This is a genomic window from Streptomyces microflavus, from assembly GCF_014650075.1.
Taxonomy (GTDB): Bacteria; Actinomycetota; Actinomycetes; order Streptomycetales; family Streptomycetaceae; genus Streptomyces; species Streptomyces microflavus.
This window is the reverse complement of record NZ_BMUG01000008.1, coordinates 277,553-297,550: the sequence shown is the minus strand read 5'-3', so window position 1 is coordinate 297,550 and position 19,998 is coordinate 277,553. Positions and strand designations below refer to the sequence as shown.

Annotated in this window: 26 protein-coding genes and 1 riboswitch; of the genes, 13 read left to right on the top strand and 13 right to left on the bottom strand. The window is 72.5% G+C overall.

Going from position 1 to position 19,998, the window contains the following annotated elements; genetic code table 11:
* Window positions 1-18: 18 nt before the first annotated feature.
* Entirely contained in the window at window positions 19-453 is a 435-nt protein-coding gene (locus IE264_RS24150) for a GNAT family N-acetyltransferase (RefSeq protein ID WP_032755338.1), read from the bottom strand.
* A 104-nt stretch (window positions 454-557) separates the two neighbouring features.
* Here IE264_RS24150 and IE264_RS24145 point away from each other — a divergent pair, with 104 nt between their 5' ends.
* Both IE264_RS24145 and IE264_RS24140 read left to right on the top strand, forming a co-directional pair.
* Window positions 558-785 (top strand): hypothetical protein, encoded by a 228-nt coding sequence (locus IE264_RS24145; protein ID WP_014157595.1) that lies wholly within the window; start codon window positions 558-560, stop codon window positions 783-785.
* Entirely contained in the window at window positions 782-1,153 is a 372-nt protein-coding gene (locus tag IE264_RS24140; RefSeq protein ID WP_015607176.1) for a hypothetical protein, read from the top strand. The genes IE264_RS24145 and IE264_RS24140 overlap by 4 nt, the downstream gene beginning before the upstream one ends.
* Before the next feature lie 12 nt (window positions 1,154-1,165).
* Here IE264_RS24140 and IE264_RS24135 read toward each other — a convergent pair whose 3' ends face one another.
* The 4 genes from IE264_RS24135 to bioB all read right to left on the bottom strand — a co-directional run bounded on the left by IE264_RS24135 (window position 1,166) and on the right by bioB (window position 5,292).
* On the bottom strand, window positions 1,166-1,852 hold the full coding sequence (locus IE264_RS24135) for a class I SAM-dependent methyltransferase (RefSeq protein ID WP_032755341.1): 687 nt from the start codon (window positions 1,850-1,852) through the stop codon (window positions 1,166-1,168).
* Between the two features lie 102 nt (window positions 1,853-1,954).
* Entirely contained in the window at window positions 1,955-2,650 is a 696-nt protein-coding gene (bioD, locus tag IE264_RS24130) for a dethiobiotin synthase (RefSeq protein WP_032755345.1), read from the bottom strand.
* A gap of 1 nt (window position 2,651) precedes the next feature.
* Complete coding sequence (locus IE264_RS24125) at window positions 2,652-4,004, bottom strand: adenosylmethionine--8-amino-7-oxononanoate transaminase (protein WP_015607173.1); 1,353 nt, start codon at window positions 4,002-4,004, stop codon at window positions 2,652-2,654.
* Window positions 3,997-5,292, bottom strand: a complete 1,296-nt coding sequence (bioB, locus tag IE264_RS24120) for a biotin synthase BioB (protein ID WP_032755348.1) — start codon at window positions 5,290-5,292, stop codon at window positions 3,997-3,999. Before bioB ends, IE264_RS24125 begins: the two co-directional genes overlap by 8 nt.
* Window positions 5,293-5,436: 144 nt before the next feature.
* Here bioB and IE264_RS24115 point away from each other — a divergent pair, with 144 nt between their 5' ends.
* Window positions 5,437-6,597: an 8-amino-7-oxononanoate synthase gene (locus IE264_RS24115; protein ID WP_032755351.1), complete on the top strand. Its 1,161-nt coding sequence runs from the start codon at window positions 5,437-5,439 to the stop codon at window positions 6,595-6,597.
* Here the strand turns inward: IE264_RS24115 and IE264_RS24110 are convergent.
* Together IE264_RS24110 and IE264_RS24105 are read right to left on the bottom strand one after the other, a co-directional pair.
* On the bottom strand, window positions 6,590-6,832 hold the full coding sequence (locus IE264_RS24110) for a DUF397 domain-containing protein (protein WP_032755354.1): 243 nt from the start codon (window positions 6,830-6,832) through the stop codon (window positions 6,590-6,592). The two genes, IE264_RS24115 and IE264_RS24110, sit on opposite strands and share 8 nt — an antisense overlap.
* Before the next feature lie 45 nt (window positions 6,833-6,877).
* On the bottom strand, window positions 6,878-7,738 hold the full coding sequence (locus IE264_RS24105; protein ID WP_190167691.1) for a helix-turn-helix domain-containing protein: 861 nt from the start codon (window positions 7,736-7,738) through the stop codon (window positions 6,878-6,880).
* Window positions 7,739-8,011: 273 nt separating this feature from the next.
* Here IE264_RS24105 and IE264_RS24100 point away from each other — a divergent pair, with 273 nt between their 5' ends.
* A complete protein-coding gene (locus tag IE264_RS24100) occupies window positions 8,012-8,443 on the top strand; it encodes an ATP-binding protein (RefSeq protein ID WP_032755361.1) in 432 nt (143 codons plus the stop codon).
* A 64-nt stretch (window positions 8,444-8,507) separates the two neighbouring features.
* Here IE264_RS24100 and IE264_RS24095 read toward each other — a convergent pair whose 3' ends face one another.
* The gene (locus tag IE264_RS24095) at window positions 8,508-9,422 is read right to left on the bottom strand and encodes a LysR family transcriptional regulator (RefSeq protein WP_031121822.1); all 915 of its coding nucleotides are present in this window, start codon (window positions 9,420-9,422) and stop codon (window positions 8,508-8,510) included.
* Between the two features lie 73 nt (window positions 9,423-9,495).
* Here IE264_RS24095 and IE264_RS24090 point away from each other — a divergent pair, with 73 nt between their 5' ends.
* Window positions 9,496-10,137, top strand: coding sequence for a LysE family translocator (locus tag IE264_RS24090; RefSeq protein ID WP_032755365.1), 642 nt, complete (start codon window positions 9,496-9,498; stop codon window positions 10,135-10,137).
* Window positions 10,138-10,234: 97 nt separating this feature from the next.
* Here IE264_RS24090 and IE264_RS24085 read toward each other — a convergent pair whose 3' ends face one another.
* The 4 genes from IE264_RS24085 to IE264_RS24070 form a co-directional block, all read right to left on the bottom strand.
* A complete protein-coding gene (locus IE264_RS24085; protein ID WP_032755368.1) occupies window positions 10,235-10,705 on the bottom strand; it encodes a C40 family peptidase in 471 nt (156 codons plus the stop codon).
* Between the two features lie 3 nt (window positions 10,706-10,708).
* A riboswitch (cyclic di-AMP (ydaO/yuaA leader) is annotated at window positions 10,709-10,830 on the bottom strand.
* Window positions 10,831-11,276: 446 nt separating this feature from the next.
* Window positions 11,277-11,582 (bottom strand): hypothetical protein, encoded by a 306-nt coding sequence (locus tag IE264_RS24080; protein ID WP_032755371.1) that lies wholly within the window; start codon window positions 11,580-11,582, stop codon window positions 11,277-11,279.
* A 7-nt stretch (window positions 11,583-11,589) separates the two neighbouring features.
* Complete coding sequence (locus IE264_RS24075; protein ID WP_032755374.1) at window positions 11,590-12,225, bottom strand: ATP-dependent Clp protease proteolytic subunit; 636 nt, start codon at window positions 12,223-12,225, stop codon at window positions 11,590-11,592.
* Between the two features lie 147 nt (window positions 12,226-12,372).
* Window positions 12,373-12,894: an excalibur calcium-binding domain-containing protein gene (locus tag IE264_RS24070; RefSeq protein ID WP_015607162.1), complete on the bottom strand. Its 522-nt coding sequence runs from the start codon at window positions 12,892-12,894 to the stop codon at window positions 12,373-12,375.
* Window positions 12,895-13,098: 204 nt separating this feature from the next.
* On the opposite strand from IE264_RS24070, the gene IE264_RS24065 reads away from it, so the two are divergent.
* Window positions 13,099-13,383 carry a type II toxin-antitoxin system Phd/YefM family antitoxin gene (locus tag IE264_RS24065; RefSeq protein WP_032755378.1) on the top strand — a complete coding sequence of 95 codons (285 nt, stop codon included), beginning with the start codon at window positions 13,099-13,101 and terminating at the stop codon, window positions 13,381-13,383.
* 187 nt (window positions 13,384-13,570) lie between these two features.
* On the opposite strand, the gene IE264_RS24060 is transcribed toward IE264_RS24065, so the two are convergent.
* The gene (locus tag IE264_RS24060) at window positions 13,571-14,578 is read right to left on the bottom strand and encodes a hypothetical protein (RefSeq protein ID WP_032755740.1); all 1,008 of its coding nucleotides are present in this window, start codon (window positions 14,576-14,578) and stop codon (window positions 13,571-13,573) included.
* 116 nt (window positions 14,579-14,694) lie between these two features.
* Between IE264_RS24060 and IE264_RS24055 the strand changes: the two genes are divergently transcribed.
* The 7 genes from IE264_RS24055 (at window position 14,695) to IE264_RS24025 (ending at window position 19,972) form a co-directional block, all read left to right on the top strand.
* The gene (locus IE264_RS24055) at window positions 14,695-15,315 is read left to right on the top strand and encodes a TetR/AcrR family transcriptional regulator (protein ID WP_032755381.1); all 621 of its coding nucleotides are present in this window, start codon (window positions 14,695-14,697) and stop codon (window positions 15,313-15,315) included.
* A 138-nt stretch (window positions 15,316-15,453) separates the two neighbouring features.
* Window positions 15,454-15,756 carry an urease subunit gamma gene (locus IE264_RS24050; protein ID WP_015607158.1) on the top strand — a complete coding sequence of 101 codons (303 nt, stop codon included), beginning with the start codon at window positions 15,454-15,456 and terminating at the stop codon, window positions 15,754-15,756.
* A gap of 13 nt (window positions 15,757-15,769) precedes the next feature.
* Entirely contained in the window at window positions 15,770-16,081 is a 312-nt protein-coding gene (locus IE264_RS24045) for an urease subunit beta (RefSeq protein WP_015607157.1), read from the top strand.
* Window positions 16,074-17,795: an urease subunit alpha gene (locus IE264_RS24040; protein ID WP_032755385.1), complete on the top strand. Its 1,722-nt coding sequence runs from the start codon at window positions 16,074-16,076 to the stop codon at window positions 17,793-17,795. Before IE264_RS24045 ends, IE264_RS24040 begins: the two co-directional genes overlap by 8 nt.
* A 13-nt stretch (window positions 17,796-17,808) precedes the next feature.
* On the top strand, window positions 17,809-18,471 hold the full coding sequence (locus IE264_RS24035; protein ID WP_032755388.1) for an urease accessory protein UreF: 663 nt from the start codon (window positions 17,809-17,811) through the stop codon (window positions 18,469-18,471).
* 32 nt (window positions 18,472-18,503) lie between these two features.
* Window positions 18,504-19,181 (top strand): urease accessory protein UreG, encoded by a 678-nt coding sequence (gene ureG, locus IE264_RS24030; RefSeq protein WP_032755391.1) that lies wholly within the window; start codon window positions 18,504-18,506, stop codon window positions 19,179-19,181.
* On the top strand, window positions 19,178-19,972 hold the full coding sequence (locus IE264_RS24025) for an urease accessory protein UreD (protein ID WP_032755394.1): 795 nt from the start codon (window positions 19,178-19,180) through the stop codon (window positions 19,970-19,972). The genes ureG and IE264_RS24025 overlap by 4 nt, the downstream gene beginning before the upstream one ends.
* Window positions 19,973-19,998 lie beyond the last annotated feature (26 nt).

Here is a 19,998-nt window from a genome sequence, read left to right as displayed (position 1 = left end):
ACCCCCGCCCGTACCGCGTCAGTCCGTGAGGGGCTTCACCCAGCGGCTCCACTGTGGTTGCGGGCCGTACCCCGTCGCCCGCCAGGTGTGCTGTGCCAGTTCGTTGCGGTCCAGCACCATGGCGTCGGCGCGCCGTCCGCCGAGGGCGGCGAACCGTTCCTCCGCCGCCGCGAGCAGGGCCCCGCCCACGCCCCGGCGGCGCTGCTCCGGATGGACCGCGAGCCGGTAGAGGTGGCAGCGCCAGCCGTCGAAGCCCGCGATCACGGTGCCCACCAGAGTTTCGTCCCGCTCCGCCAGGATCAGGGCGTCCGGGTCCCGTTCCACCAGACGTGCGACCCCGTCGCCGTCGTCGCTGATGCTGGTGCCTTCCGCGGCCACCTTCCAGAACGCGAGCACCCGGTCCAGGTCGGCCGCGGTCGCGGGCCGTATCGAAAGATCGTTCATGGCGGCCATCCCACCACCCGCCCGCTCCGGAAGTCGATCGCTTTCCCGAGTGCCGGCCCCGGGGCCCTGCCCTCCTCTTGCCGGTGCTAGCGCGCCCGCGCTAGCTTGGAGGGGTGCCCAAGACTCAGCTGAACGTTCGAGTGGACGAGGCCACCGCCGAGGCCGCGCGGCAGCGCGCGCTCCAGAGGGGGATGAGCGTGAACCGCTACATAGAGGAGCTCGTCAAACAGGACGCCGGCGAGGTGGGACACACCTTCGTCGAAGCCGCCGCCGACTTCATGAAGCAGTACGAGTCGGTCTTCGCCGAGGAGTTCGGCCCGGAGCGCGAAGGCACCCGTTGAATCTGCGGATCGACCTTTCCTGGCTGCTCATGGTCGCCGAGCACAAGACCCCCGGTGACCCCCAGGTCGTCGACTGGGGCGCGCTCGTCGCCGCGGTCGCCCGGCACGAGGCGGAGATCTTCGGGAGCGCCGTCTACAGCGACCCGCACAGCAGGGCGGCCGCCCTGCTGCAATTGCTCCTGCATGTCCCCGCGCTCGAACGCTCCAACGCGATGTTCGCCTCGGCCGTCGCGTACGGCTATCTGGTCGCCTCCGGGCTGAAGGTCATCACCTCGCCCGAACAAGTGCGCGACCTTGCCCTCCTCGTCAAGCAGGGCAAGGCGGACGTGCGGGCCATCGCCGACGAGCTGCGCCAGTGGAGCGTGTGAGGCGGCGCGCCCTCAGCTCGAAGGCGGCTCGGTGAACGGCTTGCGGGCCACGCCCAGGACGCAGGGGGACGAGGGGAACTGCATCCCCTTCTCCGGGATCCGCAGCCTGCGGTACGTCCCCACCTCGAAGCCCGCCGCCTCGATCGCGGCCAGCGGGTCCCGGGCCGTGTGACAGCCGCCGAAGAGGAGGGGCCACACCGTCCGGTCCGCCGTGCGCTGTGCGACGGCCAGGGCCCTGCCGGGTGCCAACCCGTGTTCGAAGAACCGCAGTTCGCCGCCGGGGCGCAGGACCCGTCTGATCTCGGAGAGCGCCTTCGGGAGGTCCCGTACCGTGCACAGGACCAGTGAGGCCACCGCGCCGTCGAAAGCTTCGCTCTTGACCGGCAGGGCCTCGGCCGCCCCCGGCACCACGTCCACCGGCACCTCGGCGCGCAGCCCGGAACGGACGGCGAGCTGCCGCAGTGAGCGCTCCGGCTCCAGCGCCACGACCTCCGATACCGCCCCCGGGTAGTGGGCGAAGTTCAGGCCGTTCCCCGCGCCGATCTCGATGACCCGGCCGGAGAGCCCCGCCAGCAGCTCGTCGCGGTACGCGGCGACGCCGCCCTTGAGGTCGGCCGTCACGCTCATCCGGGCGTAGAAGCGGGCGAAGACCGGGTGGTGCACGGCGTCCCGCGGGAGCTTCCTGCTGCGCAGTTGCATGACGGACCTCCGGGAGGAGAGGGCGTACGGCTCTCCTCATCGATTCTCCCCCGTAGGGGCCGGTCCAGGCATGTCCGTACGGGCCCGGGGCGGGCCCCCGCCTCACAGCGACGGCACGGTCCAGGTACCCCCCAGCTCCGGGGCCAGCCAGCCCGCCGCCCCCGCCGCGAACTCGGCGCCCGGCAGTGCCCCCGCACCGGCCGGGACGGCTCCCAGGAGCGGGGCCCCCGCCGCCACCGGCAGGTCCCCGATGTTGCACCGGGCGGCCAGGTCCGGCCGCCGGGGCATGCTTCCCACCACGACGCCCAGGCATTCGATACCCCGAGCCCGCAGCGCCTCGGCCGTGAGCGCGGTGGCATTGAGCGTGCCCAGGCCCGCGGGCGCCACCACCAGCACCGGAGCGGACAGCAGCCGGGCGGCGTCCGCGAGGGTGCCGCCCTCGTCGTCGAACCGGACGAGCAGCCCGCCCGCCCCCTCGACCAGCACCAGATCGTGCTCGGTGGCCAGCTTCTCGGCCGCCTCGGCGACCTCGTGCGGCCGCACCGGGGCGAGCCCGGCCCGCCGGGCGGCCGTGGCCGGGGCCAACGGGTCGGGGAAACGGGCCAGTTCGACCGCGGTCACATGTCCGCCCGCCAGCCGCGCCACCTCGGCCGCGTCCCCCGGCTCCCCGGGCGCGAGCCCGGTCTGCGCGGGCTTGAGCACCGCGACCCGGCGGCCCCGCGCGGCGGCCGCCACCGCAGCGGTCACCACCGTCTTGCCGATCTCCGTGCCCGTACCGGACACCACCAGGATCGTCATGTCAGCCTTCCCGCGCCGCGGCGCACACGGCCCGGCAGATCCGTTGTACGTCGTCGTCCCCGGTGACGTACGGCGGCATCGTGTACACCAGGTCGCGGAACGGCCGCAGCCACACGCCCTCGCGCACGGCCGCCCGCGTCGCCGCGGCCATGTCCACCTCGTGGTCGAGCTGGACGACCCCGATCGCCCCCAGGACACGTACGTCCGCGACCCCGGGCAGCTCCGACGCGGGCGCCAGACCGGCGCGCAGTCCCGCGCCGATCCGCGCCACCTCGCCCTCCCAGTCCTGCCCGAGCAGCAGGTCCACCGAAGCCGAGGCCACCGAAGCGGCCAGCGGGTTGCCCATGAACGTGGGGCCGTGCGCCAGCACCGGCACCTCGCCGCGCGAGATCCCCTCGGCCACCCGCGAGGTGCACAGGGTCGCCGCCATCGTGAGATAGCCGCCGGTCAGCGCCTTGCCGACGCACATGACATCCGGTGAGACCCCGGCGTGCCCGGCGGCGAACAGCTTCCCCGTACGTCCGAAGCCGGTCGCGATCTCGTCGAACACCAGCAGGACGTCCAGCTCGTCGCACGCCTCGCGCAGCACCCGCAGATAGGCGGGGGAGTGGAACCGCATCCCGCCGGCCCCCTGCACCACGGGTTCCACGATCACGGCGGCCAGCTCGTCAGCGTGGTGCGCGATCAGCTCCCGCAGATGGGTGACGTAGGAGGGGTCCGGCTCCGCGTCGAAGCCGTCCGGCGGGGCGTCTGCGAAGACCTGGCGGGGCAGCGACCCCGACCACAGCTCGTGCATCCCGCCCTCGGGGTCGCACACCGACATCGGCTGCCAGGTGTCGCCGTGGTAGCCGCCGCGCCAGGTCAGCAGCCGGCGCTTGTCCGGGCGGCCGGCCGAACGCCAGTACTGCAGGCACATCTTGACCGCGACCTCGACGGAGACGGACCCCGAGTCGGCGAGGAAGACGTGCTGGAGCGGCTCCGGGGTGATCTCCACCAGCCGGGTGGCCAGCCGGACGGCGGGCTCATGGGTGAGCCCGCCGAACATCACATGGCTCATCCGGTCCAGCTGGCCGCGCGCGGCCTCGTTGAGGACCGGATGGTTGTAGCCGTGCACCGCCGACCACCAGGACGACATGCCGTCCACCAACTCCCGCCGCCCCTCGACGGGTTCGGCGAGCCGGAGCCGTACCCCGGAGGCGGACTCCACGATCAGCGGCTCCTGCCGGCCCGGCATCGGGCCGTAGGGGTGCCAGACGTGTGCGCGGTCCAGCGCCCGCAGTTCGTCGGGGGAGTACGGCTTCGGCGCGGCGGGTCCGAGGTCCGGGCCGGCCCCGGGGACGTACGGCTCAGGCATTGGGCGCGAGATCCGTCCCCGCACCCCGGCGGCGGACCGTCACCAGATCCGTACGCGCCCCGCCGCCCGCATCCGTACGCGCCGAATCCGTACGCCCGGCCGGGACGCTGTCCCCGGCATCCGCGACGACCACGGGCTCCGGCTCCGTGTGACCGCCGCACGGGCCGCAGCCACCGGCACCTCCGTGCGAACCGCAGCCCGTGGCACCGGACGCCTCATGTGATCCGCAGCCCGCCGCCTCCGGGGCGCCCTGCGAACCGCAGCCGCCGCCGCTCAGCGCGTCGGCCCGGTGGCGGGGGAGCGTCGTGGTGCCCGCGCCCTCCACCTCGAAACCGGCATCGGCGATCATGTCCAGGTCGGTCTGGCCGGCCTGGCCCTCGCTGGTCAGATAGTCACCGAGGAAGATCGAGTTGACCAGGTGCAGCGCCAGCGGCTGCATCGAGCGCAGATGCACCTCACGGCCGCCCGCGAGCCGGACCTCCACGTCGGGGCAGACGAAGCGGACCATCGCCAGAATGCGCAGGCAGCGCTGCGGGGTGAGGTTCCACTCCTTGGCAAGCGGCGTTCCCTCGAACGGGATCAGGAAGTTCACCGGCACCGAGTCCGGGTCCAGGTCCCGCAGCGCGAAGACGACGTCGACCAGGTCCTTGTCGCTCTCGCCCATCCCGGCGATCAGCCCGGAACACGCCGACAGCCCGGCGGCCTGGGCCTGCTGCACGGTCTCCACCCGGTCCGCGTAGGTGTGGGTGGTCGTGATCGCCCCGTACGTCTCCTCGGACGTGTTGAGGTTGTGGTTGTACGCGTCGGCGCCCGCGGAGCGCAGCCGGTCGGCCTGTCCGTCGGAGAGCAGACCGAGACAGGCGCAGACCTCGACGCCCTCGTTCTGTTCCTTGATCGCCTCGATGGTCTTGGTGACCCGGTCGACGTCCCGGTCCGTCGGCCCGCGCCCGCTCGCCACCAGACAGACCCGCTTGGCCCCGCCCGCGACCCCGGCGGCAGCGGCCTTGGACGCCTCGTCCGGCTTCAGCCAGGTGTACTTGAGGATCCCGGCCTTGGAGCCGAGCCGCTGCGAGCAGTACGAGCAGTCCTCGGGGCAGAGCCCCGATTTGAGGTTGACCAGGTAGTTGAGTTTGACGCGCCGCCCGAACCACTGGCGGCGTACCTTGCCCGCGGCGGCCACCACGTCGAGCAGGTCGTCGTCGGAGGTCGCCAGCACGGCGAGCGCTTCTTCGCGGGTCGGCAGTTCGCGCCGCAGCCCCTTGTCCACCAGCGTGTTCAGCAGGTCCATGAAAGATGATCCTGGCTTACGGCACCGCCTCCAGCCAAGGAGGAACCAGACAGGAGACGTCGCCGAGGGTGTGTGTATTGCCACACCCTGACCTGCTGCGCACCCCGCTAGGGTCTGTGAGCTGCCTACAAAAGGGACCGTCCTATGTCCTTCGCCCCGTTCGACTGGATCGACGACGAGGCCCGCCGCCGGGCCGAGGCCGGACTCGTGCGGGCCCTGCGCCCGAGAAGTGCGGAAGCCGAGCTCCTGGACCTCGCGAGCAACGACTACCTGGGCCTCACCCGGCACCCGGAGGTCGTCGCCGCAGCGGCCGACGCCGCCCACCGCTGGGGTGCGGGCGCGACGGGATCACGGCTGGTCACCGGATCCACCGCGCTGCACGCCGAACTCGAACGGGAACTCGCCGACTTCTGCGGCTTCGAGGCGGCCCTCGTCCTCTCCTCCGGCTACGCGGCCAATCTCGCGGCCCTGACCGCGCTCTCCGGGCGCGGCTCGCTCATCGTCTCCGACGCCGGTAACCACGCGTCCATCGTGGACGGCTGCCGGCTCTCGCGCGCGGAGACCGCGGTCGTCCCGCACGCCGATCCGGACGCGGTCGCCAAGGCGCTCCAGGCCCACGAAGGACGGGCGCTCGCCGTCACCGACTCGGTCTTCTCGGTCGACGGGGACGCGGCACCGCTGCCCGCGCTGGCCGAGGTCTGCCGCGCCGCGAACGCCGCCCTCCTCGTCGACGACGCCCACGGCCTCGGCGTCCTCGGCGACGGCGGACGCGGGGCCCTCGCCGCCGCCGGACTGGCGGGCGGCGCGGGGACCGTCGCCACGCTCACCCTCTCCAAGTCGCTGGGCAGCCAGGGCGGTGCGGTCCTCGGACCGGCCCGGGTCATCGACCACCTGGTCAACACGGCCCGTACGTTCATCTTCGACACCGGCCTCGCCCCGGCCGCGGCGGGCGGCGCACTGGGCGCGCTCCGGCTGCTGCGCCGGGAACCGGAACGGGCGGCCAGGGCCCGGGAGGTCGCCACCGCGCTGTACACGCGGCTCACCGCCGCAGGGCTGACCGCGGTCCGGCCCGACGCGGCGGTCGTCTCCGTCCGGGCGCCCTCGGCGGACGCGGCGGTGCGGTGGGCGGCCGACTGCCGGGCGGCCGGGGTGGCGGTGGGCTGCTTCCGCCCGCCGTCGGTACCGGACGGCATCTCCCGGCTGCGGCTGACCGCGCGGGCGGACCTGACCGAGGAGCAGATCGGAGCCGCGGTGGCCACGGTCCTCTCCACCGCTCCCCGGCAGGCTGTGGCTCCGGTCAGCTGAACCGGTCCGGCTCGAGCCCGGCCACGAAGGTGGTCCAGGCCGTCGCGGAGAAGCGCAGCGGCGGCCGCTCCACATCCTTGGAGTCGCGTACGGCGAGGAGCGCGCCGCCGGAGCCGGGGCGGCCGAGGAGCGCGGTCTCCACGCAGTTGTTCATTCCGGTGGAGCGGCTGCTGCGGAGCCACAGCGGTGGCCCGGCGGTGGGAGGTGACGGATGCGGTGCGAGACGGTCGGACATGATGCCCCCCTCGGGCAGAGTCGGACGTCCTGGCGGGTGGTCGGGCTAACGGAAGCCGCGGCGGATCGCGGCGACGAGATCCAGCGATCGGTCAGGCGTCAGTGCGTGCGCCTGCAAGGTGCGGAAGGCCGAGCTGTACGCCTCAAGGTCTTCTTTCCGCTCCAGATAGAGGCTACTCGTCAAGTGGTCAAGAACGACCACATCCAGATCAGAAATGTTCGGAAAGGAGAAGATAACGAAAGGGCAAGTGAGTCCGATATACCCGCCGACCGAGAACGGCAGCAACTGGAGTTCCACATGAGGGAGTTGGGCCACCTGGGTCAGATGGTGCAGCTGGTCCCGCATCACCTCGGGCCCGCCCACCTCCCGGTGCAGCACCGCCTCGTCCAGTACGGCGGTGAACCGCAACGGCGGATCGGCGCGCAGCACCCTCTGACGGGTCAGCCGCACCTCGACCAGGGAGTCGAGATGGTCCGCCGGTAACCCGTCGAGCGAGGCACGGGTCACCGCCCGCGCGTATCCGGCGGTCTGGAGGAGCCCCGGCACCACCGAGGTCTCCAGGGTCCGCACCGTACCGGCCTGGGACTCCAGACTGATGAAGTCGCGGTACTGGGGCGGGATCAGCCCCCGGTACGCGTGCCACCACCCCGAGCCGCCGCCGCCCGCCGACCCCGCGAGCACTTCGAGCAGGGCACGCAGCTGCGTGTCGCGGACCGCGTAGATGTCGAGCAGGCGCGTCACATCGCCGGGGCTGACACCGCTGGCGCCGGTCTCGATGCGGCTCACCTTCGACTGGTGCCAGCCGAGCAGGCGCGCCGTGTCCCGGCTGGTCAGTCCGGAGGCGTGCCGCAGACTCCGTAACTCCTCGCCGAGCTTCCGTCGTCGGACGACGGGGCCGTGCAGCATCCAGGTCTCCTCGCGCTGTGCGGAACGGGCTGTGCGGAACGGGCTGTGCGGAACGGGACGGGACCGGCACACACCGCACGGTCCGGGCCCGCAGAGGGGCCAGTGTGCCCTTCGTCCCCGTCGTCCGGGACCCGAATTCACCGCTTCGAGCGACAGATATATGCATATCTTGGTCGAACGTCGTTACAGCGAGCTTCAACAGTGGCAGTCTGGCGCGAAGCACAATCCGGGCCGACTGCCGGTCGGCCGGGGCGCGAAAGGGACGGCGTCGCCATGGCAGACCATCAGGAAGCAACCGTCACTCTGCCGAGCGATCCGGTCTCGGTCTCATCGGCCCGCAGATATGTGGCCAGGACCTTGGCCGAATGGGGCCTCTCCGAAGACACGGAACTCGCCGACACCATCCGGCTGATCATCTCCGAACTCGCCACCAACGCCGTTCAGCACACCTTCGGCCAGTCACCCACCTTCACCGTGGATCTGCGCCTCGAACGGGACGAGGAACTGCGCCTCGGGGTGACGGACAGTCACCCCCGGTGGCCCCAGAAGCTGCCCGCCGCCGTACGGCAGGACAACGGCCGGGGCATGGTGATCATCCGGGCCCTGGCCAAGGAGTACGGCGGGCGGCTCACCGTCGTCCCGACGGCCGAGGGCGGCAAGACGGTCTGGATCGTGCTGCCCTGGGCGGTAGCGGTCCAGGGCTGATCCCACGGGTCGGGCCGCCACGGTCAGGGCGCCACGGCCGGGCCGCCACTGGTCGGGCCGCGGGTCAAGGAGCCGCGGCCCGCCCGAACCCGCTCCGCAGCAGGGCGAGCAGCGTCGCCGCCGCGGCGGTCGCCCGGTCGCCGCGGTGCACCACGGAGATCGTCCGGCGGAAGTCCGCGGGCTCCAGCCGCCGCACGGCCAGCGGGGTGGACGACAGCGAGGCGACCATCTCCGGCACCACCGCCACCCCGAGCCCCGCGCTGACGAGCGCGCACACCAGCGCGTAGCCGGGCGACTCGCACACCACCGCCGGGGTGGCGCCCGCCTCCGCCAGCGCGCTCTCCACCCCGCGCCGGGGCGGATGCGCCGGAGCACTGCTGATCAGCGGCCGCCCCGCCAGCTCGGCGACCGCCAGCCGTCCGGACCCCTCGGAGAGCCGGTGGCCGACCGCGGTCGCCAGCACCAGCTCCTCGACCAGCAGGGGCTCGACCGTGACGCCCGGGGGCGGCGGGTCCGCCACCGCCGGTTCGTACGTGTGGGTCAGCGCCAGGTCCACCTCGCCCGCCGTGACCGCGGCGATCCCGCCCGGTGGCTCGTACTCGGTGACGGCCAGCTCGACATCCGGATGGGCCCGCCGGAACGCGCTCAGGACCGGCGGCAGCAGATGCACCCCGGCCGTCGTGAACGTCCCCACCCGCAGCCTGCCGCCGGAGAGCCCGGCCAGCTGCGCCAGCTCGTGCCGCGCCTGGTCCAGCTCGTCCAGGACCCGACGGGCCCGGCCCGCCAGCAGCTCACCGGCGGCCGTCAGCCGCGCCCCGCGGTGGTGGCGCACCAGCAGCGTCGCCCCGGCCTCCCGCTCCAGCTTGGCCAGCTGCTGGGAGAGTGCGGGCGCGGTGTAGCCCAGGTGGGCGGCGGCCCGGGTGATCGATCCGGTCTCGGCGACCGCCACCAGAGCGGCGAGCCGTGTCGGGTCGTACATGAAGCGTTCCTTTAGGCAGACCCAGAAGATTGCAAGTACACGCTAAAGGCTCCGGCGGTCCAGGCTGGACCCCATGGACGCACAACTGATCGCCTTCACCGGGGTCGCCGCCGGGATGGTCGCGCTGCCCGGCGCCGACTTCACCGTCGTCGTACGCAACGCCCTGGCCTCGCGCACCGCCGGCCTGGCCACCGCGCTCGGCGTCGCCGGGGGACTGCTCGTACACACCGCGCTCGCCGTGGCGGGGCTCGCCGCGGTGCTGGTGACGATGCCCGTGCTCTTCCGCACGGTCCAGCTGCTGGGCGGCGCGTACGTGCTCTACCTGGGGATCAGTGCGCTGTACGCGGTCCGGCGCCGGGTCTCCGAGGAGAGCAGCGCACCGGACCACGTACCGTCGGCTTCACCCCAGCAGCCCGGGCGCGCGCTGCGGCAGGGGTTCCTGACCAACGCGCTCAACCCGAAGGCGCCGGTCCTCTTCCTCAGCCTGCTGCCCCAGTTCGTCCCCGAAGGTCAGCCGCCGCTGCCCCGGACACTGCTGCTCGCCGCCCTGGTGGTCGCCCTGGCCCTCATCTGGTTCCCGGCCGTCGCCCTCCTAGTGGACCGGCTGGGGCGGTGGCTGCGCCGACCGCGTACCGCCCGGGCGATCGAGGGCGGCAGCGGCGTGGCGCTCACCGGACTGGGGCTGGCCCTGGTGACCGGGCCCCTCCTGCGCTGAGGTGCGCAGGGAAGCCTGCGGGCGGCACCGGGGGTGCCCGAGCCGCCCGCAGGGGAAGCCCGGGCCGCCCGCAAGGGAAGAGCGTCCGGCCGGTGGGTCAGCGGACCCGTCCGTACCAGACGCTCTTGGACCAGATTTTCGCCTTTCGCACCACATCCCCGGATTTGGGGGAGTGCCAGATCTTCCCGCCCCCGGCGTAGATGCCCACGTGGTAGACGCTGCGCCCCGAATGGAAGAAGACGAGGTCGCCGTGTTTGCGCTGCGACTTCGCAATATGGCGGGTCTTGTTGTACTGCTGCTGTGCCGTGCGGGGAAGTTTCTTCCCGGCCTTCTTGAACGAGTAGAGAGTGAGCCCCGAACAGTCGAAGCGGCTGGGACCGGCGGCCCCGTACTTGTAAGGAGCGCCCTTCTTCGACGCGGCTACCTTGAGCGCCTTCGTCGAATGGGTGGCGGCCTCGGCATCGTTGACCAGACCTGGCGCCAGCATCGAGGACGTCACGGCCAGGGTGAGTACGGAAGCCGTACCGACCCGGGCGAACAGAGACGGGACATGAACCTGCGCAGACATGCGCAACCCTTCGTCAGCCGCCTGTGAAGGATGACCTGTCGGGTTCGGGCTGGCGAAGTTGCCCGGCCGCATGATGCGGCTTCACCCCGAGGGCTCCCCGGTCTCCCGGTCGGCCCGTACTGCTCGGGTCCTCCACTCCTGCCGATCCACTCCTGTCGACCAGTCATCCGGGAAGCGGCAGGACTCGGCGTCCACCCGGACCGCCCCGCCGCGGCGGCGGGGGCTTGTCGTCCCAGGGATCTTGACTCACGAAGTGCCGGATTTCCGAGTCGAAACAGTGATTTGTGAGTCTCCTCACCACTGATCCATTCAGGTGGACAGGGGAGATTCGCCCCCGCCGACGCGCCGGGCGCACACCCTCGTACCAGCGACGAAAGGGCACATTTCGAGTACGTACCGCGTGCTGAGCGCAAGTTGAGCCGTCGCTCGCGCGGGTGATCGCCTACGCCGAACGAGCGAGAGGAATTGATCGCCGGGCCGGGCGTGTCGTGAGGCGCGGTGACCGGCCCGCTCCCGTAATGCGCTCCCGGCGCGCGGGGCGGCTCAGTTCCACGTCGGCGGACGGAGCGGCTCAGTTCGCCGGCGGAGGCATGGCGACCCGGCCCGCCCGGCGCTCGCCGTCCAGCACCCGCAGGGCCCGCGCCAGCGTCGCCGCGTGGATCTGCCGCTCGCCGCGCTCGTGCATCAGGGCCAGTGCGTCGCGCAGGGCCGCCGCCCGGGAGGCCAGGGCCTGTGCGGCCTTGAGGGCGCTGTAGGTGTCGTTGCCGCGCGCCGGGTTGATACGGCCCACCTGGTCGAGCACTGCCAGGTAACAGTCGATGAACTCGCCCTCGGCGTGGGTCAGTGCGGGCAGCGGCGGGAACTCCGGTGGCTCCATGGGCGGTTCACCTCGCGTCGTGCGGCGGCTGGGAGAGCTTACGGTTCTCCACGACGTGGTCCACCAGCCCGTAGGCGAGGGCGGCCGGCGCGTCGAGGATGGTGTCGCGCTCGATGTCCGCGGCGACCCGCTCGGCGGTCCGGCCCGTGTGCCGGACCAGCATCGCCGTGAACTGCTCGCGGGTGCGGACCAGTTCGCGCGCGTGGATCTCCAGGTCGGACGGCTGGCCCCGCAGCGGCTCCTCCAGCGCGGGTTGCTGAATGACTACCCGCGCACCGGGCAGGGCATGTCGGCGCCCCGGGGCTCCGGCCGCCAGCAGGGCGGCCGCGTAGGAGCCGGCCTGCCCCAGGCAGAAGGTCTCCACGTCGCACGTCAGGAACCGCATCGTGTCGTAGACCGCTGCCATCGCCCCGAACGAGCCGCCGGGGCAGTTGATGTAGAGCGACAGCGGCCGGTCCGGGTCGGCGTGCTCCAGATACATGAACTGCGCGATCAGATCGCCGGCGGCGGTGTCGTCGATGGGACTCCCGAGAAAGACGATCCGCTCGGACAGGAGCTTGGAGTACGGGTCCTGGGTCCGGGTTCCGGTCGCGGTGCGCTCGGTGAACTCGGGCAGTACATGACGGGCGGCGGGTCGGATCATGGCGGAGCCCCTCTCCTCGTTGCACAACGGAACGCCGGGGCGGCGCAGGCCGGTGCTTCGTACGCCCCGTCAGAAATGTACAGGACGTACAGAATGAGGGGAGGGGGTTCCGTGCCGGTGGGTGGCGGGGAGGGCCGGTGGGCGTCCCTATTCGCAGCCGACTCCGTCACCGTCGCGATCGAGGTGGGAGTCGTAGCCGGGGTCACCCCTTCTGATGGGGGCGGCGCCCGCGGCGCGGACGGCGGTGCAGTTCTTGTAGTACGTGGACCCGCCGCCCGAGTCGTCCTCGTAGACCGGGTCGGGCTCCTCGGCGGCAGGCGCCGGATCCGGCTCCGGCGGGGCCGCGGTGACCGTCACCCGCACTTTCTTGATCTTCGTGACGGTCGGGGCCGGCTCCGGGGTGGCCGTCACCGTGACCTTCGCCGTCTCCGTGACGGTGACGGTCACCGTCGGCCCGGGCTCCGCCTTCGCCGCCGCCGTCCGCACGGTCTCCGGCTGCTCGCCGGTGGTGCCGATCCCGATGCCGAGCAGGAACAGCACACCGGCGGCGGGGAGTACGACACGCTTACGGGCCCACCCGGGGCCGGTGGACGGGCTCGGCGGCGGGACGTTGACGCCCGGGCCCCAGTCGGCCTGCCGGGACGGGTGCTGCGGGTCGTTCCAATTCATGTGTCCCCCAAGGCAGTTCGTGGAGGCATGACGCTAGCGAGCCGGGTGCACCCACAGGAGCAGGATGTTCCGGTGGTGATGGAGTTGTGACCAAAAGGCGGGGGAGTAGTGGTCGCCCCTTTCTATCGCCGGCCTTTCGGAGGCTGGGCACGCGAGGTGCCGCAAGGCTCCGTGGCGGTTGCGCGCGCGCCTTAAGCTGGGGCCATGGCTTACGAGATTCCGGTGACGCAAGCACGGGCGGAGCTCGCCGACCTGATCAACCGCGTCGTCTACGGCGGCGAGCGGGTGGTCGTGACGCGGCACGGCAAGCCGCTCGTCGCGCTGGTGTCCGCCGCAGACCTGGAACGGCTCGAAGGGGAGGAGACCGTGGTCGAGGAGCAGGTGATCAGCTCGGTCTCTTCGGTCGGCTCCGCGCCGTCGGTCCACGGCGACCGGCAGCGGTTCGGCATCGCCGCCGAGCACCGCGACCACGGAAACCCGGACGCCTGACCGTCCGCACGCCTGACCGTCCGCACGCCTGGCGTCCGCACGCCTGGCATCCGGACGGCTGACGTTCGGGCGGGGGTTACCGGGGGGCTTCGGCCCGGATGCAACGCCCGCCCGTATCGCCCGCTGGCAACGCCCGCCCGTATCGCCCGCTCGCTGCGCCCGCCCCCAGAGGGAAGCCCCCGCGCCCTCAGCCCGCCATCGCTGTCTCCCGCGTGACTGGTGCCGGTCCGGCCGGTCCGGCCGGACCGGCCGGGGCCGCCGCCATGCGTCGGCCCGCGATCAGCACCGCCGCCAGGCCGAGCGCCGACCAGAGGGCGAGTATCAGGGCGGGGCCGCCCGCCGCGCTGCCGTCGAAGAACGCCACCGAGCGCAGCAGTGATCCGCCCGCGCCCGGCGGCAGCCACTGGCCGATCACGCCGACCGGATCGGGGAGCAGCTGGGGAGCGCTGGTGACCCCGGAGAAGGAGTTGCCCAGCAGGATCATCAGCAGCCCTCCGAGGCCGAGCCCGCGTGGGCCCAGCAGGGCGGCGAGCCCGGCCACCGCCGCGCTGATCGCCAGGACGGTCAGGGCGAGCACGCCTGCCTCGGTCCACCAGTCGCCCGTGATCACCCCGAGCCAGCTGTGCGCGACGGCCGTGGCGGCGAGGCCCACCAGGGCAGCCGATCCGGTCAGCGTGAGCACTGCCCGCGCCCCGCGCAGCCCCAGCAGGGTCACGGCGGCTCCGGCTCCCATCCCCGCCAGGGCCAGCGGCAGCACGCTCGCGCCGAGCGCGCTGCCGCGCGGGTCCCCGGAGGGGGCGGCCACCACGTCGGTGACCTGGACCCGCGCACCCTCCGGTGCGGCCGCCGTCACCGCCTCGCGCAGCAGTTGGGCGACCACGGGGCTCGCGGCCGAGGCGGTGAGCACGTGCGGGCCTTCCGGTCCGGCGACGACCGCTCCGTATACGACCCGGTCCTCGATCGCCTCCCGTGCTGCCGCCTCGTCGTCGAAGCGGTGCACCTCGAAGGCGCCCTCCCGCTGCTCGAACTGCTGCTGCAGCTGACCGGCCGCAGGCGCCGCACCGGCCACCCCCACCGGGAGGTCGCGGGGCGCTATCCGGGCGGCGGGCCAGGCGAAGGCCCAGAGGGCGAGCGTGACGACCAGCGGGATCAGCAGGACGACCGCCACCGCGCGGCGATTGGGTGGAGTGGACATGGGGGCCTCGATTCGGGCGGCGATCAAAAAGAAGGATCGTTCGTTTTGCAGATACTCCCACTGTCCGGACGGGGTGCTCGCTTGTCAAGAAGGAACGTTCGTTTTAGGTTGAGCCCATGGCTCGTGTATCCCAGGAACACCTCGACGCCCGGCGCCGCCAGATCCTCGACGGCGCGGCGCGCTGCTTCGCCCGCAGCGGATTCCACGGCACGTCCATGCAGGACGTCCTCAAGGAGGTGGGCCTGTCGGCCGGTGCGGTCTACCGCTACTTCCCGGGCAAGGAGGACATCATCGCGGCCATCACCGAGGAGACCTTCGCCACCATCCGTGGCGCGTTCGCGGAGGCGAGCCGCATGTCTCCGCCGCCCACCCCGGACGTGCTGCTGAGCGGGGTGCTCGGCCGGGTGCTCGCCGGGGAGCTGCACGGGCTGGAACGCCGCACCTTCGCCGCCCTCGCCGTACAGCTCTGGTCCGAGACGCTGCGCGACGAGCGACTCGCCGTACAGCTCGACGAGGGTTACGCCACGATGCGGGCCGCATGGACGAAGCTGGTCGAGGCCTACCGCGACGCCGGGATCCTGAGCGGTGACGTGGCGGCCGACCATGTGGCGCGAACGATGATCGCCACCGCCCAGGGCTTCATCGTGCAGGAGGCCCTGTTCGGGGACGTACGCCCCGAGGTGCTGGCGGACGGCTTGCGCGGGCTGATGTCCATGGGTCCGCAAAAGGCCAGTTAACGCAACGGAAAAACTTCCGCCCTAACGTGCAATACCTGGTCGCGAGGGCCGGGTCCGTCGTTCAACGAACTGTTGAACGGGGATAGGGTCCCGCTGCGCCCGGAGGCCGGTACCGGGCGAAGACGATGAGGTGGAAGCGTGCAACTGACCCCGCACGAGCAGGAACGCCTGCTCATCCATGTGGCCGCCGATGTGGCCGAGAAGCGCCGGGCACGCGGGCTGAAGCTCAATCACCCCGAGACCGTCGCCCTGATCACCGCCCATCTGCTGGAAGGCGCCCGCGACGGCCGCACGGTCGCCGAGCTCATGGCGTCCGGCCGCAAGGTGCTCACCCGCGACGAGGTCATGGAGGGCATCCCCGAGATGCTCCACGACGTCCAGGTCGAGGCCACCTTCCCGGACGGCACCAAGCTCGTCACCGTCCACGACCCGATCGTCTGACGGGGCCACGCCGATGATTCCCGGAGAGATCCTGTACGGGGACGGGGGCATCGCCCTCAACGAGGGGCGTCCCGTCACCCGCCTCACCGTCCTCAACGCCGCCGACCGCCCCGTCCAGGTCGGCTCCCACTACCACTTCGCCGAGGCCAACCCCGGGCTCCGGTTCGACCGGGCGGCCGCCCGCGGACTGCGGCTGCACATCGCGGCCGGTACGGCGGTCCGCTTCGAACCCGGCATCCCCGTCGACGTCGAACTCGTCCCCCTCGCCGGCCGCCGCATCGTCCCCGGCCTGCGCGGCGAAACCGGAGGTGCCCTCGATGCCTGACCTCAGCAGGACCGTGTACGCGGACCTCTTCGGGCCCACCACCGGCGACCGGATCCGCCTCGCCGACACCGGCCTCTTCGTCGAGATCGAGGAGGACCGCTCCGGCGGCCCGGGCCACGCGGGCGACGAGGCGGTCTTCGGCGGCGGCAAGGTGATCCGCGAGTCCATGGGCCAGGCCCGCACCACCCGGGCCGAGGGCGCACCCGACACCGTCATCACCGGCGCGGTCGTGATCGACCACTGGGGCATCGTCAAGGCCGACATCGGCATCCGCGACGGCCGGATCACCGGCATCGGCAAGGCCGGGAACCCGGACACCATGGACGGCGTCCACCCCGACCTGGTGATCGGCCCCGAGACCGAGATCATCGCGGGCAACGGCAAGTTCCTGACGGCCGGAGCGGTCGACGCGCACGTCCACTTCATCTCGCCGACCCTCGTCGACCAGGCGCTCTCCAGCGGCATCACCACCCTCGTCGGCGGCGGCACCGGACCCGCCGAAGGCACCAAGGCGACCACCATCACCCCCGGCCCCTGGCACCTTGCCCGGATGTTCGAGGCGCTGGAGACCTTCCCCGTCAACATCGGGCTGCTCGGCAAGGGCAACACGACCTCCCACGACGCCATGTACTCCCAACTGCGCGGCGGAGCACTGGGGTTCAAGATCCATGAGGACTGGGGTGCCACCCCGGCCGCCATCGACGCCTGCCTCACGGTCTGCGAGGAGACCGGCGCCCAGCTCGCCATCCACACCGACACCCTCAACGAGGCCGGGTTCGTCGCCGACACCCTCGCCGCCATCGCCGGGCGCTCCATCCACGCGTACCACACCGAGGGTGCGGGCGGCGGGCACGCGCCCGACATCATCACCGTCGTCTCGGAGCCGTACGTCCTGCCGAGCTCGACCAACCCGACCCGGCCGCACACCGTCAACACCATCGAGGAACACCTCGACATGCTGATGGTCTGCCACCACCTCAACCCCGCCGTCCCCGAGGACCTCGCCTTCGCGGAGTCCCGCATCCGGCCCTCCACCATCGCGGCCGAGGACATCCTCCACGACCTCGGCGCCATCTCGATCATCTCCTCGGACTCCCAGGCGATGGGCCGCATCGGCGAGGTGATCCTGCGGACCTGGCAGACCGCCCACGTCATGAAGAAGCGGCGCGGCGCGCTCGCCGGGGACGGAGCGGCCGACAACCACCGGGTCCGTCGCTATGTCGCCAAATACACCATCAACCCGGCCGTCGCCCAGGGCCTGGACCGGGAGATCGGCTCGGTGGAAAGCGGAAAGCTCGCCGACCTCGTGCTCTGGGACCCGGCGTTCTTCGGGGTGAAGCCGCAGACCGTCATCAAGGGCGGCCAGATCGCGTACGCGCAGATGGGCGACGCCAACGCGTCCATCCCGACGCCCCAACCGGTGCTGCCCCGGCCGATGTTCGGCGCACTGGGCCGGGCCGCCGCACGCGGCTCCTTCAACTTCGTCACGGAGACGGCGATCGAGGACGGACTGCCCGAACGGCTCGGCCTCGACAAGCGGTTCACCCCGATCACCAGCACCCGGGGGGTCACCAAGGCGGACATGCGGGAGAACGACGCGATGCCGCACGTCCAGGTCGACCCAGACAGCTTCGCCGTCACCATCGACGGCGAACCGGTCGAGCCCGCACCGGCGGCGGAACTGCCCATGGCCCAGCGCTACTTCCTCTTCTGAGCCGGGACCGGTCATGTCACGCGCCGCCCTGCTCGTCCTCGCCGACGGCCGCTTCCCCGCCGGCGGCCACGCCCACTCCGGTGGGGCCGAACCGGCCGTCACCCAGGGGCGCATCCGTAACGCCGACGACCTCGCCGCCTTCTGCCGGGGCCGTCTGCACACCGCCGGGCTCACCGCCGCCGCCCTCGCGGCGGCGGCCGCCCACGGCCTCGACCCGCTCGCGCTGGACGAGGCCGCCGACGCCCGTACGCCCTCGCCCGCCCTGCGGGCCACCGCCCGCAAGCTGGGCCGGCAGATGATGCGGGCCGCCCGCGCCACCTGGCCGAGCCCCGAACTCGACGCGCTCGCCACGGCCCGGCCGCGCGGCGCCCACCAGCCCGTCGTCCTCGGCCTCACCGCCCGGGCGGCGGGGCTGAAATCCGAGGACGCCGCGCACTGGGTGGCGTACGAGACGGTCAGCGGCCCGGCCACCGCCGTGGTCCGGCTGCTCTCCCTCGACCCCTTCCACGCCACCGCCGTACTGGCCCGGCTCGCCCCCGAGCTCGACGATGTGGCCGCACAGGCCGCCGAGGCCGCCCGGCGGGGCATCGACGCCCTGCCCGCCGCCTCCGCCCCGCTCCTCGACATCACCGCCGAGGCGCACGCCGCCTGGCCGGTCCGCCTCTTCGCCTCCTGACCCTCACCTTCAAAAGAAACAGGAGCAGCACCATGCACCTCGGCCACACCCACGACGGCCCCGCCGCCGTCAGCGCCGACGCCACCCGCCCCGACGGCACCCGGCGCGCCCTGCGCATCGGACTCGGCGGCCCCGTCGGCTCCGGCAAGACGGCCACCGTCGCCGCCCTCTGCCGCGAGCTGCGCGACCGGATCTCGATCGCCGTCGTCACCAACGACATCTACACCCAGGAGGACGCCGCCTTCCTGCTGCGCAACGCGGTCCTGCCGCCCGAGCGGATCCAGGCCGTCGAGACCGGTGCCTGCCCGCACACCGCGATCCGCGACGACATCTCCGCCAACCTCGAAGCCGTCGAGGACCTGGAGGACGCGGTGGGCCCGCTCGACCTGATCCTGGTGGAGTCCGGCGGCGACAACCTCACCGCCACCTTCTCCAAGGGGCTCGTCGACGCCCAGGTCTTCGTCATCGACGTGGCGGGCGGCGACGACATCCCGCGCAAGGGCGGCCCCGGCGTCACCACCGCCGACCTCCTCGTCATCAACAAGACCGACCTCGCCCCCTACGTCGGCTCCGACCTCCAGCGGATGGCCCGCGACGCCAAGGAGCAGCGCGGCGAACTCCCCGTGCTCTTCACCTCGTTGACCTCCGCCGAGGGCGTCGGGCCGGTCGCCGACTGGGTGCGGGCGCAGCTCGCCGCCTGGACCGCATGAGCGTCCGCGCCACCGCCCGCCTCCGCGCCGAGCCCGACGGTCGGGGTGGCACCGCCCTGCCCGTCCTGGAGAGCGACGGGCCGCTCGCGCTGCGCCGCACCCGCTCTCCGCTCCCCGGACACGCCCGGGCCACCGTCGTCGGCGCGATGAGCGCCCCGCTCAACGGCGACCGGCTGACGATCGAGGCCGAGGTCGCGGACGGCGCACACCTCACCGTCGACGCGGCGGCGGCCACCGTCGCGCTGCCGGGCGCGCGGGCGGACGGCGAGCCGTCCACGTACGCCGTGCATCTGAGGGTGGGGGAGGGGGCCGCCCTGCGCTGGCTGCCCGAACAGCTCGTCTCCGCCCACGGCAGCGACCTCCGCCAGTCCACCCGTGTCGAACTCGCCCCCACCGCCCGGCTGCTGCTGCGCGAGGAGCAGATCCTCGGCCGCCACGGCGAGCCCACCGGCGCCCTCACCACCCGGCTCACCGTCCACCGGGGAGGCCGCCCGCTCCTGGACCAGCAACTGGCCTACGGGCCCGGCGCACCCGGCGGCTGGGACGGCCCCGCCGTCCTCGGCGGCCACCGTGCGGTCGGTCAACTCCTGCTGGCCGACCCGTCCTTCGAGGACGCCCCGCTGCCCGCCCGCCTCTTCGGCCCCACCGCCGCCCTCACCCCGCTCGCCGGTCCCGCCGTCCTCGTCACGGCGGTGGCCGCCGACGCCCGCCTGCTCCGCGCCGTCCTGAACGAGGCGATGCGCGAGCTGCTGGACGGTCTGAAGGCGGATCACCGTCAGGAAGTCCGCTGAGCGGATTCTCTTCACCGGTTATGGGT

What these genes read in the sequence shown, in the direction of transcription:
- IE264_RS24060 (WP_032755740.1), bottom strand. Translation starts at nt 14,578, where the DNA reads ATGTCCACTCCACCCAATCGCCGCGCGGTGGCGGTCGTCCTGCTGATC.
- IE264_RS24035 (WP_032755388.1), top strand. Translation starts at nt 17,809, where the DNA reads ATGTCACGCGCCGCCCTGCTCGTCCTCGCCGACGGCCGCTTCCCCGCC.
- bioD (WP_032755345.1), bottom strand. Translation starts at nt 2,650, where the DNA reads ATGACGATCCTGGTGGTGTCCGGTACGGGCACGGAGATCGGCAAGACG.
- IE264_RS24070 (WP_015607162.1), bottom strand. Translation starts at nt 12,894, where the DNA reads ATGAATTGGAACGACCCGCAGCACCCGTCCCGGCAGGCCGACTGGGGC.
- IE264_RS24135 (WP_032755341.1), bottom strand. Translation starts at nt 1,852, where the DNA reads ATGCAACTGCGCAGCAGGAAGCTCCCGCGGGACGCCGTGCACCACCCG.
- IE264_RS24045 (WP_015607157.1), top strand. Translation starts at nt 15,770, where the DNA reads ATGATTCCCGGAGAGATCCTGTACGGGGACGGGGGCATCGCCCTCAAC.
- IE264_RS24025 (WP_032755394.1), top strand. Translation starts at nt 19,178, where the DNA reads ATGAGCGTCCGCGCCACCGCCCGCCTCCGCGCCGAGCCCGACGGTCGG.
- IE264_RS24080 (WP_032755371.1), bottom strand. Translation starts at nt 11,582, where the DNA reads ATGGAGCCACCGGAGTTCCCGCCGCTGCCCGCACTGACCCACGCCGAG.
- bioB (WP_032755348.1), bottom strand. Translation starts at nt 5,292, where the DNA reads ATGGACCTGCTGAACACGCTGGTGGACAAGGGGCTGCGGCGCGAACTG.
- IE264_RS24110 (WP_032755354.1), bottom strand. Translation starts at nt 6,832, where the DNA reads ATGTCCGACCGTCTCGCACCGCATCCGTCACCTCCCACCGCCGGGCCA.
- IE264_RS24125 (WP_015607173.1), bottom strand. Translation starts at nt 4,004, where the DNA reads ATGCCTGAGCCGTACGTCCCCGGGGCCGGCCCGGACCTCGGACCCGCC.
- IE264_RS24150 (WP_032755338.1), bottom strand. Translation starts at nt 453, where the DNA reads ATGGCCGCCATGAACGATCTTTCGATACGGCCCGCGACCGCGGCCGAC.
- IE264_RS24055 (WP_032755381.1), top strand. Translation starts at nt 14,695, where the DNA reads ATGGCTCGTGTATCCCAGGAACACCTCGACGCCCGGCGCCGCCAGATC.
- IE264_RS24085 (WP_032755368.1), bottom strand. Translation starts at nt 10,705, where the DNA reads ATGTCTGCGCAGGTTCATGTCCCGTCTCTGTTCGCCCGGGTCGGTACG.
- IE264_RS24075 (WP_032755374.1), bottom strand. Translation starts at nt 12,225, where the DNA reads ATGATCCGACCCGCCGCCCGTCATGTACTGCCCGAGTTCACCGAGCGC.
- IE264_RS24100 (WP_032755361.1), top strand. Translation starts at nt 8,012, where the DNA reads ATGGCAGACCATCAGGAAGCAACCGTCACTCTGCCGAGCGATCCGGTC.
- IE264_RS24095 (WP_031121822.1), bottom strand. Translation starts at nt 9,422, where the DNA reads ATGTACGACCCGACACGGCTCGCCGCTCTGGTGGCGGTCGCCGAGACC.
- IE264_RS24040 (WP_032755385.1), top strand. Translation starts at nt 16,074, where the DNA reads ATGCCTGACCTCAGCAGGACCGTGTACGCGGACCTCTTCGGGCCCACC.
- ureG (WP_032755391.1), top strand. Translation starts at nt 18,504, where the DNA reads ATGCACCTCGGCCACACCCACGACGGCCCCGCCGCCGTCAGCGCCGAC.
- IE264_RS24090 (WP_032755365.1), top strand. Translation starts at nt 9,496, where the DNA reads ATGGACGCACAACTGATCGCCTTCACCGGGGTCGCCGCCGGGATGGTC.
- IE264_RS24105 (WP_190167691.1), bottom strand. Translation starts at nt 7,738, where the DNA reads ATGCTGCACGGCCCCGTCGTCCGACGACGGAAGCTCGGCGAGGAGTTA.
- IE264_RS24115 (WP_032755351.1), top strand. Translation starts at nt 5,437, where the DNA reads ATGTCCTTCGCCCCGTTCGACTGGATCGACGACGAGGCCCGCCGCCGG.
- IE264_RS24065 (WP_032755378.1), top strand. Translation starts at nt 13,099, where the DNA reads ATGGCTTACGAGATTCCGGTGACGCAAGCACGGGCGGAGCTCGCCGAC.